The sequence below is a fragment of the Microbispora sp. NPDC046973 genome (assembly GCF_040644495.1).
Classification (GTDB): Bacteria; Actinomycetota; Actinomycetes; order Streptosporangiales; family Streptosporangiaceae; genus Microbispora.
Genome location: NZ_JBEYWQ010000012.1, coordinates 44,719 through 59,234 on the forward strand (window position 1 = coordinate 44,719; position 14,516 = coordinate 59,234).

Sequence of the window (14,516 nt, forward strand, 5' to 3'; positions counted from 1 at the left end):
GTCGGCAGTACAGATGTCAGCAGTACAGCAGTTCGCCCCGGGGCGGGCCCGGCGGGGGGCACAGCCCCCGGGGGTCGCGGCCCGCCTCCAGGTGCTCGCGCAGCGACGCCGAGCCCCACAGCAGGTCGAGGAACGGCTCGCAGGCGAAGTCGCCCGGATAGAGGGTGCGCAGCACGTGCAGGACCGACACGCCCGTCAGCACCGGCAGGAAGGCCTGCCGGTCGGTGACGTGCAGCTGCGCGCCGCGCACCACGACGCCGGCGTGCCTGCCGAACGTCGGGGTGAACCACGTGTCGCGGAAGCGCACGCCGGGCAGGCCGAGGCCGTTCAGGGCGGCGGCGAACCGGCCGTCCGCGTACGGCGCGCCGACCAGCTCGAACGGCCGGGTCGTGCCGCGGCCCTCGGCGGCGTTCACGCCCTCGAGCAGCCCGGTGCCGGGGTAGACCAGGGCGGTGTCGAGGGTCGGCATGTTGGCCGACGGCATGACCCAGGGCAGCCCGGTCCGGTCGAAGTGCCACTGTCTGCGCCAGCCCTCCATCGGCACGACCTCCAGCTCGGCGCCGATCCCGGGGTTGACCGACAGCGCGATCTCGCCGGGCGTGAGGCCGTGCCGTACGGGCAGGGCGGCGCGGCCGACGAAGCTCGCGAAGGCCGGGTCGAGCACCGGGCCCTCGGCCACCGCGCCGCCGATCGGGTTGGGCCGGTCGAGCACGATGAACCGCAGCCCGAGCCGGGCGGCCGAGCCCATGAGGTCGTACATCGTCCAGACGTAGGTGTAGAAGCGCGCGCCCACGTCGCCCACGTCGAAGACGAGCGCGTCCACCCCGGACGACGCGACCAGCGCGTCCAGGTCGCCGCCGGTCCTCTGGTAGGTGTCGAGCACGGGCAGGCCGGTGACCGGGTCGACGGTGTCGCCCTCGCCGCCGCCCGCCTGGGCCGTGCCGCGCAGGCCGTGCTCGGGGCTGAACAACGTGGTCACGGGCACCCCGGCGGCCAGCAGGGCCGGTGCGGCGGCGGTCAGATCGGGCAGGACTCCTGTGGGGTTGGTGACGAGGCCCACCCGTTCCCACCTGGCCTTCGGCGCGCTCACCAGCAGTTCCAGCCCTGTACGCACGCGATCCATGAAGACTCCGAAGCCGAGGAACCATGACCATGACGCACTCACTCGCCACTCTGGCCACCGAACAGAGCGATCCCCGCTACAGCGGGATCGACACGCTGCCGACGGAGGAGATCGCGCGGCTCATGAACGCGGCCGACGCCGCCGTCCCGGCCGCGGTGGGCCGGGCCGTCCCGGCGATCTCCGCGGCCGTCGACGCCATCGCGGCGCGGATGGCCGACGGAGGCAGGCTCCTCTACGTGGGCGCGGGCACCTCCGGGCGGCTCGCGGTGCTCGACGCCTCCGAGTGCCCGCCGACCTTCGGCACCCACCCCGACCTGGTCCAGGGCATCATCGCGGGCGGCGAGGCCGCGCTGGTGCGCTCCGTCGAGGGCGCCGAGGACGACGCGGAGGCGGGCGCCGCCGTGATCCGCGACAAGCACGTCGGCCCGCTCGACTCCGTCGTCGGCATCTCCGCCAGCGGGCGCGCGCCGTACGTCGTCGCGGCGGTCGAGCAGGCCCGGCGGCTCGGCGCCCTGACCGTGGGCCTGGCCTGCAACACCGGCACCCCGCTCGCGCGGGCCGCCGACCACGCGATCGAGGTCATCGTGGGGCCGGAGGTGGTCACCGGCTCGACCCGGCTGAAGGCCGGCACGGCCCAGAAGCTGGTCCTCAACATGATCTCCACGATCACGATGATCAGGTCGGGCCGGACGTACGGGAACTTCATGGTCGACGTCGTGGCCAGCAACTCCAAGCTCGTCGACCGGGCGGCCCGCATCGTCTCCGAGATCACCGGCACGCAGGTGCTGCGGGCCAGGGAGGTCCTGGAGAGTGCGGGCCGGGACGTGAAGACGGCCGTCGTGATGATCGAGCGCGGCGTGGGCGCCGACGACGCGCGAGCGCTGCTCGCGGCGCACGGCAACCGCCTCGGCCCGGCGCTGCGCAGCGCCTGACGGGGCCTGGGCGCATGCTGGAGGAGGTCCTGCGGGCGGCCGTGCCCGAGGTCGCCTCGGCGGCGGTCGCCGTGATCGCCCTGGACGGGCGCACGGCCGCCGCGGCCGCCGTGGGGGAGGCCGTGCGGTACGCCGACCCGTCCGGGGGGCTGCTGGCGCAGCGCCCGCCCGTGGCGATGGACGCGCTGTTCGACATCGCCTCCCTGACCAAGATGTTCACGGCCGTGGTGCTGGTCTCGCTGGCCCAGGAGGGCGCGCTCGACCTCGACGAGCCGGTGGCCGCCCGGCTGCCCCGGTTCTACGGGCACCGGCCCGAGATCACCGTTCGGCACCTGCTGACGCATTCGGCGGGCCTGCCCGCGAGCCGCCGGGTGGAGAAGGATCCGGAGGAGGCCCGCTGGGACCTGGTTCTGTCCACTCCCGTGCAGGGGCCGCCGGGAACGCACCTCTACTCGGACGTCGGCATGATCACGGCCGGGCGGGTGGCGGAGGCCGCCGGCGGTGCGCCGCTGGACGTGCTCGTGCGCGAGCGGGTCACCGGGCCGCTCGGGCTCGGCGCCACGGCGTACGGGCCGGTCGAGCCGGGACGGGCCGTCGCCACCGAGTTCAAGCGCGGCACCTGCGTGCGGGGCGAGGTGCACGACGAGACGGCCCACGCGCTGGGCGGCGTGGCCGGGCACGCCGGGCTGTTCTCCACCGCCGCCGACCTCGTGCGTTTCGGCGAGACGCTGCGCACCGGCGGCGGCCCGGTCCTGTCTCCCGCATGGACCGCCGAGATGCTGCGCGACCAGGGCGTGCCGGGCGCCGCATTCCGGCAGGGGCTCGGCGTGCGCATCGACGACCCGGCCATCGTGGGGCCGCTCGCGGGCGCGTTCGGCCACTCGGGCTTCACCGGCACGTCGCTGGTCGTCGATCCCGCCCACCGGCTGACCGTCGTGCTGCTGACCAACAACGTCCACCCGCTGCGGGGCCGCCCCGGCATCCGCGACCTCCGGCACGCCGTCGCGGCCGAGGCCCTGCGCCTGGCCGGCTGAACCCGGCCGATGTTTGATCCTCCTCGTCGGGGTCAGTAGGCGAGCAGTCCGGCAGACGGACCGATCCGCCGAGGAGAGGAGTCCGCGATGACGACCGCGCATCAGGCCGGCCGCCGTCTCGAGGGGACGGCCCGCAGAGCGGCCGACCACCCTGTCCTGGAGAAGCTCGCCAAGGTCGGGTTCGCCGCCCGCGGCGTCCTGTACGCGATCATCGGACTGGTCGCCCTCCAGATCGCCTTCGGCGGGGGAGGAGAGGCCGACAAGAGCAGCGCGCTCCAGATCGTGCGCGACGCGCCCCTGGGCGACCTCCTGCTGTGGATCATGGCCGTCGGCCTCGCCGCGCTGGCGATCTGGCAGGTCTCCGAGGCCGTCTGGGGCCGGCCCGGGGTCAAGGAGCGCGTGGAGGCCGCGGCCAAGGCCGTCGTCTACGCCGCCCTGGTGTTCTCGATGGTGGCGCTGCTCACGCGGAACAAGGCCGCCTCCTCGTCCGACAGCCAGTCGCAGGACGCCACCAAGGCGCTGTTCGAGCTGCCCGGCGGCCAGTTCCTGGTCGGCCTGATGGCGCTCGGCGTGCTCGCCCTCGGCGTCTTCTGGATCTACGAGGGCTGGACCGAGAAGTTCATGAAGGACATGCACGTGACCGAGCCCCGTGCCCGCGGTCTCGTGGTCAAGCTCGGCAAGGCCGGCTACATCGCCCGAGGCGTCATCGCGCTGGCCGCGGGCGTCCTGATCGGCCGGGCCGCCCTCACCTACGACCCCGACAAGGCGGCCGGCATCGACGGTGCGCTCAAGGCGCTCGCCGACACCCCGGCCGGCCCGTGGCTGCTCGTCGTGGTCGCCCTCGGCCTGGTGCTGTTCGCCGTCTACTGCTTCGCGGAGGCCCGCTGGCACCGGGTGTGAGCGGACCCGCCGCAGCCCCGCCTCAGGCAGGCGCGCCCGGCGCCCCGTGGCGCAGGCCGTCCATCAGCAGGTCGAGCAGGCGCCCGGCCTGCTCGCGCTGCGCGGGCTCGCCGGCGGCGAGGCAGACGCCGTTCACGCCGGTGAGCACGTCCTCGGCCGCCACGTCCCGCCGCAGCGTCCCGGCCCGGCCGCCCGCGTCGAGCAGCGTGCCGATCGCGCCGAGCAGCCGGTCGCGGCTGTGCGCGTACGGGTTCGCGCCGGAGGCGATCACGGCGCGCAGTGCGTCGGCCATGCCCCGCTTGGTCGCCAGGTAGTCGACGAAACGGTCCATCCAGGTGCGCATCGCCACGTCGGGCGGCATCTCGTCCGCGAGCTCGGCCGCCGCGTCGCACAGCTTCGCCAGTTCGTTGCGGTAGGCCGCCTCGATCAGCGCCTCCCTGGTGGGGAAGTGGCGGTAGAGCGTGCCGATGCCGACGCCCGCCTCCTTCGCGATCGCGTCGAGGGTGACGTCCGGCCCGTCCTGGGAGAACGCCCGCACGGCGATGTCGAGCAGCCGCTCGCGGTTACGCCGGGCGTCGGCGCGCAACGGCTTGGCTTCGGGCGGTCGGGCGGGGGTGGACACGGCTCCTCCACAAGCGCGAGTTGCTAACCGGAGGAACCTCCGATTAGAGTTCCAGGCGTACCGGAGGTTCCTCCGGTTTTCCTGATTGTAGCGGCCGGGCTCCCGAGGGGCCCTCGCCGCCGTACGGGACGGGGACGACCATGACGACTCAGACCACTCGTGTCACCACACCGTTCACCGGGCAGTCCACCGCGGCCGAGGTCCTGGAGGGCGTCGACCTGCGTGGGCGGCGGGCCATCGTGACGGGCGGGGCGTCGGGAATCGGCGTCGAGACCGCCCGGGCGCTGGCCGCGGCGGGCGCGGAGGTGACGATCGCGGTCCGCGACCTCGACGCCGGCAGGCGGACCGCGGACGACATCGCCACCACCGCCGAAGGCGCGGCCGTCCACGTCGCGCCGCTGGACCTCGCCGACCGGGCCTCCGTGGCCGCGTTCACCGCCGCGTGGGAGGGTCCGCTGCACATCCTGGTCAACAACGCCGGGGTGATGGCGTGCCCGGAGACCCGGACGCCCGAGGGCTGGGAGCTGCAGTTCGCGACCAACCACCTCGGTCATTTCGCGCTCGCCATGGGCCTGCACCCGGCGCTGGCTGCGGCCGGCGGCGCCCGCGTCGTGTCGGTCAGCTCCAGCGCCCACCTGCGCTCGCCGGTCGTCTTCGACGACATCCACTTCCGGGAGCGCGCCTACGACCCCTGGCTGGCGTACGGGCAGTCGAAGACGGCCAACGTGCTGTTCGCGGTCGAGGCCGCCAGGCGGTGGGCCGGCGACGGCATCGCGGTCAACGCGCTCATGCCCGGCGGCATCCCGACCGGCCTGCAGCGGCACCTGGAGCCGGACTACATCGAGCGCCGCCGCGCGCTGGGCAACTCGACCGGCGTGACGTGGAAGAACACCGAGCAGGGCGCGGCCACCTCCGTGCTGCTCGCCGCGTCGCCGCTGGTCGAGGGCGTCAGCGGACGCTACTTCGAGGACAACCAGGAGGCGGAGATCGTCGAGCCGGGCGCGGGCCGGGGCGTCGCGGCGTACGCGCTCGACCCGGAGGCGGCCACCCTCCTCTGGCAGGTGTCGTTGGACCAGCTCGGCCTCTGACAGACCTCGGGGTGCTCCTGCCGGCACGACGGGCTCGCCATTGCCGGCGCCCGCGTCGCCGTGCAGGCCGGGGCGCTCGCGCGTTCATCGCCCGCCTGCACGGGCTGGAGCCCTTCGCCGCCCTCGTCGACCGGTGACCTGGCGGGTCACCGGTCGAGCGCTTCGAGACAGAAGCATCAGGACCACAAGGGCGCACTCACCGGAAGTTCGGTTCCTGCAGCGGAATTACGGTGATCGCGGGGTGACATGCCGTAGGCGGCGCGGAAGGCGCGGCTGAAGGTCGCGGCATCGGTGAAGCCCCAGCGGGCGGCGATGGCCTGGATGGGACGAGCACGCTGTCGGGGATCGGCGAGATCGCGGTGGCACCGTTCGAGCCGGCATCGGCGGATCCAGGCGGCTACGGTGACGCCCTGCTTCTGGAAGATCTTGTACAGGTGCCGGACGGAGACCTGGTGCGCCGCGGCGATCGTCTCCGGGGTCAGGTCCGGGTCGCCGAGCCGCTGCCGGATGAAGTCGTGGATCAGCGACAGCAGAGCCTGGTGCCGCGATTCGGGTGACAGCAGGGCGGTGGTCTCGAGCCGGTCGGCGCAGGCGGCCGCGATCAGATCGAGGGTGACGGCGGACACCGCCTCCGCGTTGCGAGGGGTGAGACCCTCGGCGTGTTCTGCCAGATGCTTGAGATGCCCGGCAAGGACGCCGGTGATGCCGTGCTGGACGGGAATCGGCGCCGCCGCGAGCTGCCTGACCATATCGGAACGCAGGCTGAGCGCCGCCCGGGGGAACTGGACTATCACCGCACGGGCCTGATTGTCGTCCGCTCCTCGCCACCCCTGATAAGGCCAAGAGGAATCGATGATGAGCAACTGCCCCGCCTGAAAGGTGGCTTCCCGTCCCGCCTGCCGTATGCCGCCACCGCCGGTGAGGACAAGGTGCAGCTGGAAAACTTCCGGATCCGATTTCCGGATGAGCTTCGCGGGCCGGCTCGCCTGAAGCGTGTTATGGCTCATCACCGAAAACTGTAATCCGCCGAGGTCGGCCAGCCGGGCTGATGCGTGGAAGCGGGCGGGATCTTCCGTGGTCAACCATGTGCAGACAAGTGTCTCTGACATGGCGTCGTACCAGGAGGGAAACCGATCCCGAACGGCCAGATCCCTGGTGCTCCAGTCCATCACTCTCATGCCTGTCCTCAACGAGTCGTCGTTACGGCAGCGCCAACTTCTCTAGCGCGCAGCGCTCTTCGCCGCACGGCATTGTGAATGCGATGAGCACGATGTACAGAGCAGACAGCAGGATGGCTCGCTGACAAGTCGCCGTCAATGTCATGTGCGCGATTGTGGCGTTGCGGTGCGTGAGCAGGGAAAGCCGCTCACCGAGGAGCGGACCTGCGCGTACAGACCGTGCGCGGGTGTGTAAGGGCGGGGGTCAATGCTCGGGCTCATTTGCCCGCCTCCCGCTCCAGCCGGTCGAAGGTGGCCGACAGCCGCGCGGTGTGCTCGGCGTAGCCGGCGTAGGGCACGCCGCTTGCCGCGACGACGGCCAGCCGGTCTTCGAATTCCTGCCGGATCGAGGCCACGCGCCGCTTTCCCTCGTCGGTGAGGCTCAGCCGCCGGCGGTTGCCCCCGGCGAGGTCCGGCCTGGACGTGGCGCAGGCCGTCGGCCGTCAGCGGCGTGCACAAATCGCCATGAAGCGTGCAGAAGAAGTCAAGACATCCATGAGGGCTCCCGGCACCCTGGCTACATAGGCACCCGTCGGCCAGGGTGGTACGCCGTGCTGCAAGAGAAGGGTTTGGCCCTTGTACTTCACGTGGGGAGCACAGTGAACACGGGGTGAAGCCGCTGCCGTTCACACGGAAGACGTATCGCCCCCTCATCCGTGCCTCGTAGCGCGAGAACCAGGCACGGCCATGTGAGTCGCGTAACCACTCCTGGCGCAGGGCGGCTCAAACATATCTGTTTCCATTCCTGGTCGTGCTGTATCCCCCCATCCAATGTGTTGCGAAAGGTTGTGAGTGAACAGACGCCGATCAGCGTCCGGCTTATCCGTCCGGACGCGCCGCCGTGCTGCCCTGATCGCGACCCTGGTGCTACCGCTCCCGCTCATGAGCGCGCCCGCGGTCGCCCAGGTCCCCACGCCACCCGCCCCAGCCCCGAAATCCGAAACAGCGGCACAACCGAAGGACTCTTCGGATCCGGACCTGAAGGCCGCCTGGGACAAGGCAGCCAAGTCCGGTAAACCCGTCGAGGTCCCGGCCCGCTTCACGGAGAAGATGAAGGTCTGGGCGCAGCCCGACGGCAAGCACCTGCGCGCCGAGTTGTCCACCCGGCCCGTACAGCTGAAGAACCCCTCCAGCGGCGCGTGGGAGCCGATCGACACCAAAATCGTGGCCCGTGGCGGCACGCTGCAGGCGGCGCGGGTCAAGTCGCCGCTGACCTTCGGCGGGCTCGGGGCCAAGCATCTGGTCTCGGCGAAGGGGGAGAAGGGCACCAGCGGCCTGGGGGTGACCCGGGCGCTGCCGGAGCCGAAGGTCTCCGGCAGTACGGTCACCTATCCTGACGCCGTCGCGCCGGGGGCGGATCTGGTGGTGATCGCCCAGGGCGACGGTTTCGTCTCCCAGGTGGTCTTCCGGCGCAAGCCGGACGGCCCGGTGACGGTGCGCCTGCCGCTCACGCTGCCCGAGGGCACGAAGTTCGGTAAGGGTCCCGAGGGTTTGCCCCAGCTGCAGGACGCCGAGGGGAAGGCGGCGGCGGCGCCGGTCGTGCTGACGGCGATGGACGCCAAGGTGGAGGCCTCGCCCGAGCAGGGCAGGAGTTCCCGGGTCGACGCGCACGTGGATACCTCTGGCACGACGTCGGAGCTGGTGTTCACCCCGGATGAGAAGTTCCTGGCCGACCCGGCGGTGACCTACCCGGTGACGATCGCCGCCTCTTCCGACTGGTTCGGCGGCGGCAAACCCGCCGACGCCTGGGTCAACAAGAACGAGCCCTACAGCAACCACGGCCCGGACGGGTGGCTACGCGCGGGCACCACCCAAACCAGCGCGGACATCGCCCGCGTGTACCTGCAATTCGACACCAAGGACCCGGCGCTGGAGGGTGCCACCGTCAACGACGCCGACCTGATCATCTGGAACTACAAGTCCGGCGGCCCCAACGGAGCGCTGTGCGGTGACCCGCTGGGTGCGGGCATCACGGTCCAGCGAGTCACTTCCGATTGGAAAGAGGGCTATGTCTCCTGGGGCAATCAGCCGTCGATAGCTAGCGGCACCGAGGGCACCAACGACGCCGGCTACAACTACGACGCCAGCGGCACCTGGTGTGCCAAGGACGAGGCGCTGTGGCATCAGGTCAAAACCATGGTCCGCGCCTGGATCGAACAGGGCGTGCCCAACAAGGGATTGATGTTGCGGGCCGTCAGCGAAACCGCGACGACCAACTGGCGCCAGTACTACTCCAGCGAATACAGCGGCGGCCAACCGTACCCGGGCTACCGCCACCCTCCCACCCTCATGATCGAATACGAGCCGCCGCAGGTGAGGGAATTCGACATTGCTTATGAGCGTGACGGCGTTCCCGACGACACGCTCCCGACATACGAGGAACTGCTCGAAAACCAGATTCCGCTGACCGATACGCAGCCCGAGCCGGAGCCGGTCAGTGTCGAAGAGGTGGCGCAGCGACAAGAGGCTTCAGATCAGACGATCGAAGTGGATCCGGAGACGCTGCCTACCGAGGATCTTGTGGCAGACGATCCGGAACCGGACTCTAAACCGCCAACAGTAGTAGCCACGGTTCCCCTCAAGGGTGCGGTGGATGTTCCTCGGAACGGCTACATCACAGCCTTCTTGAGCGAACCCGTGACCGGTCAGCAAATCACGCTGAAGGACGCTTCCGGAGCGGTCATCGCCGGCACCATGCGGCAGAGTCCTCATGGTGACATCGTGGACTTCGTCCCTGCGCAACCATTAGAGCCGAGCGTCGTATTCACAGCGGAAGTCAGCGGGGCTACAGACGCCGCCGGGAACACCCTGTCGGAACCGTACACCTGGTCGTTCACGACGTCGACGGGGATGGCATCACCTACGCCCTCTCCTACCCCGACGCCTACTCCTACCCCGACACCGAGCCCTGTTCCTGGTCTGGTGGCCGCCTATGGCATGGAGGAGGGCACCGGGGCGCTGGTGACCGATGCGACCGGGCAGAACAACAACGGCACGGGCAGCAACATCGACTGGGCGAATGGTAAGTACGGCAAGGCCCTGTCGTTCAACGGCACCTCCAGCTGGGTCACCGTCCAGGACGCCGCGTCGCTGCGCCTGACGACCGGGATGACGCTTTCTGCCTGGGTCAACCCGGCCACGGTGACCGACTGGAGAAGCGTGCTGGCCAAGGAGCTGAGCACCGAGGGCGTCTCCTACACCCTGTACGCCTCCAACGGCGCAGGCCCGGCCGGCTGGGTGCAGACCTCCCCTGAAGACTTCTCAACGGTCAGCGGGACCTCGCCATTGCCGGTGAACACCTGGAGCCATCTGGCGCTGACCTACGACGGAACCGCCCTGCGGATGTTCGTCAACGGCCAGCAGGTTGCCCAGAAAGCTTCGAGCGGAAGCCTCTACGACGACGGCAGCCCGCTCCACATTGGTGGCAACGACGCCTGGGGCGAGTTCTTCAGCGGCCTGATCGACGAGGTCCGCATCTACAACCGAGCCCAGTCCGCGGCCGAGATCCAAACCGACATGAGTACCCCCGTCGGCTCCACTACGCCGGGACCCACACCCAGCCCCAGCCCCAGCCCCAGCCCCAGCCCGACACCGAGCCCGACGCCCACCCCGACTCCGGTTCAGGGGCTGGTGGCGGCCTACGGCATGGAGCAAGGCGCCGGCACGGTGGTCGCCGACTCGTCCGGGAAGAACAACACCGGCACGGCCACGGACACCACCTGGACCACCCAGGGCAAGTACGGCAAGGCCCTGTCGTTCAACGGCACCTCGAGCTGGGTCACGATCAACAACGCGCCGTCGCTTCGCCTGTCCACCGGCATGACCTTGTCTGCCTGGGTCAAACCCAGCACAGTGACGAACTACCGCAGCGTGATCATGAAGGAGCTCAGCTCACTTGATGGAGCCTCCTACTCGCTGTACGCATCCAACGGACAAGGACCCGTCGGCTACCTCACCACGAACTACGACTGGGAGTTCGGCCCCCCCACACCACTGCCGACCAACACCTGGAGCCACATCGCCGTCACCTACGACGGCACGACCGCCCGCCTGTTCGTCAACGGCACCCAGGCGGCCACCGCCGCGATAACCGGCGGCAGCCTCTACGACGACGGCGGCCCGCTCCACATCGGCGGCAACAACGTATGGGGCGAATACTTCCAAGGCCTCATCGACGAGGTCCGCATCTACAACCGCGCCCAAACTGCAGCGCAGATCCAAACCGACATGAACACCCCCGTCGGCATAGGCTCGTCGGCCGGGGCACAGGCACTCGCCAGGACGACAGCAGCGGCGGACACCACCGCTCCCGTCGTCGAGAAGCTGGCGGTGCTCGGTTCAAAGGCTGCGGGTGAAAAGGTGATCACGCCCACCCTCACACCGAAGCTTGCGGTTTGGGTTTCCGGAGGGCAGAGCCGCCAGACGACGGTGGAAGTCGAGGTGGCAAATAAACCGAGCAAGACCTCACAGGACAAGCGCCTGATCTGGTCAGGCAAGACGGCAAATGCCACCATCGGCTCCCGGAAAACGCTGCAGATACCTGCCGGGAAATTGAAGAACGGCTGGGATGTGCGTTGGCGCGCTCGTGCCACCGCTGAAGGCAAGAGCGGCGCCTGGACCGCCTGGCGCACCCTCGCTACCAGCGCCTCCGGAGCGGTCGCGGGGGCGTCGGCACCCAACACTCAAAGCGCTGCGGCCGGTCCGACAACCGGCCCGTGGCCGACGTGGCCCGACAAGCGGATCAAGTTCGAAGACTGTTGGGGGAACAACAAGGCCAACAGTAAGAAGAACTACCCCCATGGGTGGGTGCGAGATTCGTACAATTGGTGTTCGGTCCGGACCGTTGGAAAGGCCCGTGTGCAGGAGATCGTGGATGAATGCGGATGCAAGCGCAAGGTGAAGGGGAAGATCGAATTTCTCTTCAGTGTTGCAGGGCACACATTCGCCGGTGGGAAAAAAGATGGCCCGTATGCAGAACGCGACCAGAACAACGGTAGCATCGATAGCCGTACGATGAGGTTGTGGGCGCGGATAGACCAGATACGCGTCAGTGGCGAGGCGGGGCCGGTTGTCTGGCCGGAAACCACGGAGCTTACCGTGCATCTGGTGCCGGCCACGGCCAATGATATGAGCTGTAGGCTCACCTCCGGTGGCACCCGTAAGTCTACTCTGGCCGAGTGGAGATCGAATCCGCAGCAGTACTACGAGTACGTCTCGGACAAGAACTCCAGCAGAGGTCCGCACAAGCTCAGCGTGTGCACTTTCACGCCCATAATTGTGGCTGGATACTACCCTGGCCAGGGATCTCCATTCATCAATACTAAAATGGCCGACGAACCGGTGCGCTGCGACACGTCAGAGGAGCTCAAGTCGCGCTACGGCGGCTGCGTCTTCTCCGAGTTCACTCCCACCTTCGTAGTGCCCATGATCTACGAGTGGAAAAATGGCGTACCCGTCATGAACGAGTCTGCCGACTTGATCCGTCGGGCACTTGAAGAACCAAAGGACACCTACCCGAAGAAGACAGACGGGCCTAAGGTGATTCCGGGAGCGAAGCAGGTCGGCCCTATACATAGAAGCAGTAGTACGGCACGAGACGAGAAGAACAGGGATAAGTCGAGGGCCTACTGTGCGCAAATGCTCGCGGAACTCAAAGAGCCTAGACCTATCGACCGAGACTGCGATGAGTTTCCCTTCGCCGCCACTCATGAAGGGTCGGCGGGAGATAGCACGAACGGCAACGTTGCGGTAGACTACATTATCTGGGATCATAATCAGCACGTTGGCCGATACCTGAGATGGTTCTTCCAGGACTATCGGGTCTTCGGTTCCGATCCTGAGAACGGTGTAGACCGATGGCATCCGTTCGAGCGCTTCTACGTGAAGACGCCCAACTAAACGACTGAACGATAGTCGAATTTTGATTGCTGCGAGGCGCAAACAGCGTCTCGCAGCAATCTCCTGTTGATGGAGGTCTCATGCTCGATGCAGTTGAGTCCCACTACCGGTCGCTTCTCGATCGACATGGTGAGAATCTCGGGGAGACATGCTTGACGTGGTGTCGGGCCGGCAGTTCGCACGAACTTGCTGGCTTGCTCGGTGGAGATCTTCGGAGCGCAGCCCCTCGCACACTGTCCGATGCGGATGCCGAATCTCATCAACACATCATGCAAACCGGTCGCGGAAATACTCTCCTCGTCGGTGACTTAGGTTCCTGGTTCATCGTCATGGAACCCGGGGACCTGCGCGCTTCAAAATCGCTGGACCACCTCTCGATCAACGGAGAGGCGCTTTCTTTGGTGATTGGCGACACACTTCTGCATTACTCTCTAATCTATGCTTGTAAGGGTCGAGTTCTATGTCGCCTCCGTTATCTGGATGATCCTGCCGGTGATATCGGCGCCCTGGAAGGAAATCTTGCAGACTTGCCCTATCTTCGAGGTAAATCATCGAATGAGTGGAAGGTGCACGCACTGGTTCTGATCGAGCGGATTACCGGTGTCCGGCTGACGGCGGAATGGCTGAGCCGCGAACATTCGCGATATTTCTGCAACCATCTCGGATCTTGAGGCGATGCTCACAGAAGAGGCGGCGGGGAAACCGCCGGCGGTGGGGGTGACGGGTAGAATCCGTCGTCTTCCGCGCTGGTGTCGGCTCGGGCATGGCCGGGCGATTGGCGTCCAGGTTGGCCTCAACGTGCGCCTGCTCGGCCTCTAAGGCATACGAGCGGGCGTAGGCCCCTTTGTCGACCATGCTGCAGTGGAAGGGGTCGACCTTGCCATTGGTCTGCTGCCGGTAGGGGCGTATGCGTTTGTGCGTGATGCCCCAAGCTCGATGCAGATTGCAGTGCTGGTGAGCGGCGTCGACCAGCGGGGCCGGTCGTAGGGACGGCCATACGACCCTCGCCGTTACAGGTCTCTAGCGGACGACGGGTGAGACCTCCACGCGGCGGCCGTGCCAGGTGAAGGCCGGCATGGAGCGCCGGCGGCCGCCGGAGTCGTGACTGTCCGATCGGTCAAAGCTGGCCGATCGGTCAGCTAAGGTGGTCCCCATGGCACGTTCCGCAACCACCATGCGCGCGGACATCCTGGACTCGGCCCTGCGGCTGTTCGCCGCCCACGGCTTCCGCGGCACCTCCCTGCAGGACATCGCCACGGACGCGGGCTGCTCCAAGGCGTCCTTGCTCTACCACTTCACGAACAAGGACGCGATCTTGACCGAGCTGCTGGCGCCCGTCGGGCCGGAGTTCGCCGAGCTGGAGGGCCGGCTCGCCGCGCTCGACGGTGAAGAGGCGGCCCGCGCCGCCGTCGCCGGGCTCGTCGACCTGTCCCTGCGCTTCCGGCTCCAGGTGAAGATCCTCCTGCAGGACGTCGACGCGCTGATCTGCCGGCCGGAACTGCCGGACGTGGACGGCCTCACCGAACGGCTGACGGACGCCCTGTCCGGCCGTTCGGCCGCCCCCCAGGCCCGGGTCTGGGCCTGGATGGCGATGCTGGGGATCATCCTTACCAGCGCCGGCGAGCTCGCGCTCCCCGAGGAGACGCTGCGCGCGGAGCTGACCCGCGGTGCGTTGCGCACGCTCGGTCTGCCGACCGACTGA

The 14,516-nt window shown here is 68.3% G+C and carries 11 protein-coding genes and 1 pseudogene; 7 read left to right on the top strand and 5 right to left on the bottom strand.

The window, feature by feature from the left end:
- Window positions 1-16: 16 nt before the first annotated feature.
- Window positions 17-1,123: a DUF1343 domain-containing protein gene (locus ABZ860_RS22415; protein WP_357223098.1), complete on the bottom strand. Its 1,107-nt coding sequence runs from the start codon at window positions 1,121-1,123 to the stop codon at window positions 17-19.
- A gap of 29 nt (window positions 1,124-1,152) precedes the next feature.
- Between ABZ860_RS22415 and murQ the strand changes: the two genes are divergently transcribed.
- The 3 genes from murQ to ABZ860_RS22430 all read left to right on the top strand — a co-directional run bounded on the left by murQ (window position 1,153) and on the right by ABZ860_RS22430 (window position 3,989).
- Window positions 1,153-2,055, top strand: a complete 903-nt coding sequence (gene murQ, locus ABZ860_RS22420; protein ID WP_357223101.1) for an N-acetylmuramic acid 6-phosphate etherase — start codon at window positions 1,153-1,155, stop codon at window positions 2,053-2,055.
- Window positions 2,056-2,069: 14 nt separating this feature from the next.
- Complete coding sequence (locus ABZ860_RS22425; protein WP_357223104.1) at window positions 2,070-3,089, top strand: serine hydrolase domain-containing protein; 1,020 nt, start codon at window positions 2,070-2,072, stop codon at window positions 3,087-3,089.
- Window positions 3,090-3,176: 87 nt separating this feature from the next.
- Window positions 3,177-3,989 (top strand): DUF1206 domain-containing protein, encoded by an 813-nt coding sequence (locus ABZ860_RS22430; protein ID WP_357223107.1) that lies wholly within the window; start codon window positions 3,177-3,179, stop codon window positions 3,987-3,989.
- A 22-nt stretch (window positions 3,990-4,011) separates the two neighbouring features.
- Here ABZ860_RS22430 and ABZ860_RS22435 read toward each other — a convergent pair whose 3' ends face one another.
- Window positions 4,012-4,611 carry a helix-turn-helix domain-containing protein gene (locus tag ABZ860_RS22435; RefSeq protein ID WP_357223109.1) on the bottom strand — a complete coding sequence of 200 codons (600 nt, stop codon included), beginning with the start codon at window positions 4,609-4,611 and terminating at the stop codon, window positions 4,012-4,014.
- 140 nt (window positions 4,612-4,751) lie between these two features.
- On the opposite strand from ABZ860_RS22435, the gene ABZ860_RS22440 reads away from it, so the two are divergent.
- The gene (locus ABZ860_RS22440; protein WP_357223112.1) at window positions 4,752-5,699 is read left to right on the top strand and encodes an SDR family NAD(P)-dependent oxidoreductase; all 948 of its coding nucleotides are present in this window, start codon (window positions 4,752-4,754) and stop codon (window positions 5,697-5,699) included.
- Window positions 5,700-5,875: 176 nt separating this feature from the next.
- Here the strand turns inward: ABZ860_RS22440 and ABZ860_RS22445 are convergent, their stop codons facing one another.
- Together ABZ860_RS22445 and ABZ860_RS22450 are read right to left on the bottom strand one after the other, a co-directional pair.
- The gene (locus ABZ860_RS22445) at window positions 5,876-6,877 is read right to left on the bottom strand and encodes a helix-turn-helix domain-containing protein (protein ID WP_357223115.1); all 1,002 of its coding nucleotides are present in this window, start codon (window positions 6,875-6,877) and stop codon (window positions 5,876-5,878) included.
- A gap of 257 nt (window positions 6,878-7,134) precedes the next feature.
- Entirely contained in the window at window positions 7,135-7,272 is a 138-nt protein-coding gene (locus ABZ860_RS22450) for a hypothetical protein (RefSeq protein WP_357223117.1), read from the bottom strand.
- A gap of 526 nt (window positions 7,273-7,798) precedes the next feature.
- Between ABZ860_RS22450 and ABZ860_RS22455 the strand changes: the two genes are divergently transcribed.
- Window positions 7,799-12,814, top strand: coding sequence for a LamG-like jellyroll fold domain-containing protein (locus tag ABZ860_RS22455; RefSeq protein ID WP_357223120.1), 5,016 nt, complete (start codon window positions 7,799-7,801; stop codon window positions 12,812-12,814).
- 80 nt (window positions 12,815-12,894) lie between these two features.
- Window positions 12,895-13,485 (top strand): hypothetical protein, encoded by a 591-nt coding sequence (locus tag ABZ860_RS22460; RefSeq protein ID WP_357223123.1) that lies wholly within the window; start codon window positions 12,895-12,897, stop codon window positions 13,483-13,485.
- 133 nt (window positions 13,486-13,618) lie between these two features.
- Here ABZ860_RS22460 and ABZ860_RS22465 read toward each other — a convergent pair.
- A pseudogene (locus ABZ860_RS22465) lies at window positions 13,619-13,741 on the bottom strand (IS481 family transposase); the annotation flags it as partial.
- A 226-nt stretch (window positions 13,742-13,967) separates the two neighbouring features.
- Between ABZ860_RS22465 and ABZ860_RS22470 the strand changes: the two are divergent.
- Complete coding sequence (locus tag ABZ860_RS22470; protein ID WP_357223126.1) at window positions 13,968-14,516, top strand: helix-turn-helix domain-containing protein; 549 nt, start codon at window positions 13,968-13,970, stop codon at window positions 14,514-14,516.

Bases quoted from the DNA above. Each gene is read 5' to 3' on its own strand.
- ABZ860_RS22440 (WP_357223112.1), top strand. From the start codon at position 4,752: ATGACGACTCAGACCACTCGTGTCACCACACCGTTCACCGGGCAGTCC.
- ABZ860_RS22415 (WP_357223098.1), bottom strand. From the start codon at position 1,123: ATGGATCGCGTGCGTACAGGGCTGGAACTGCTGGTGAGCGCGCCGAAG.
- ABZ860_RS22460 (WP_357223123.1), top strand. From the start codon at position 12,895: ATGCTCGATGCAGTTGAGTCCCACTACCGGTCGCTTCTCGATCGACAT.
- ABZ860_RS22445 (WP_357223115.1), bottom strand. From the start codon at position 6,877: ATGAGAGTGATGGACTGGAGCACCAGGGATCTGGCCGTTCGGGATCGG.
- murQ (WP_357223101.1), top strand. From the start codon at position 1,153: ATGACGCACTCACTCGCCACTCTGGCCACCGAACAGAGCGATCCCCGC.
- ABZ860_RS22455 (WP_357223120.1), top strand. From the start codon at position 7,799: ATGAGCGCGCCCGCGGTCGCCCAGGTCCCCACGCCACCCGCCCCAGCC.
- ABZ860_RS22425 (WP_357223104.1), top strand. From the start codon at position 2,070: ATGCTGGAGGAGGTCCTGCGGGCGGCCGTGCCCGAGGTCGCCTCGGCG.
- ABZ860_RS22430 (WP_357223107.1), top strand. From the start codon at position 3,177: ATGACGACCGCGCATCAGGCCGGCCGCCGTCTCGAGGGGACGGCCCGC.
- ABZ860_RS22470 (WP_357223126.1), top strand. From the start codon at position 13,968: ATGGCACGTTCCGCAACCACCATGCGCGCGGACATCCTGGACTCGGCC.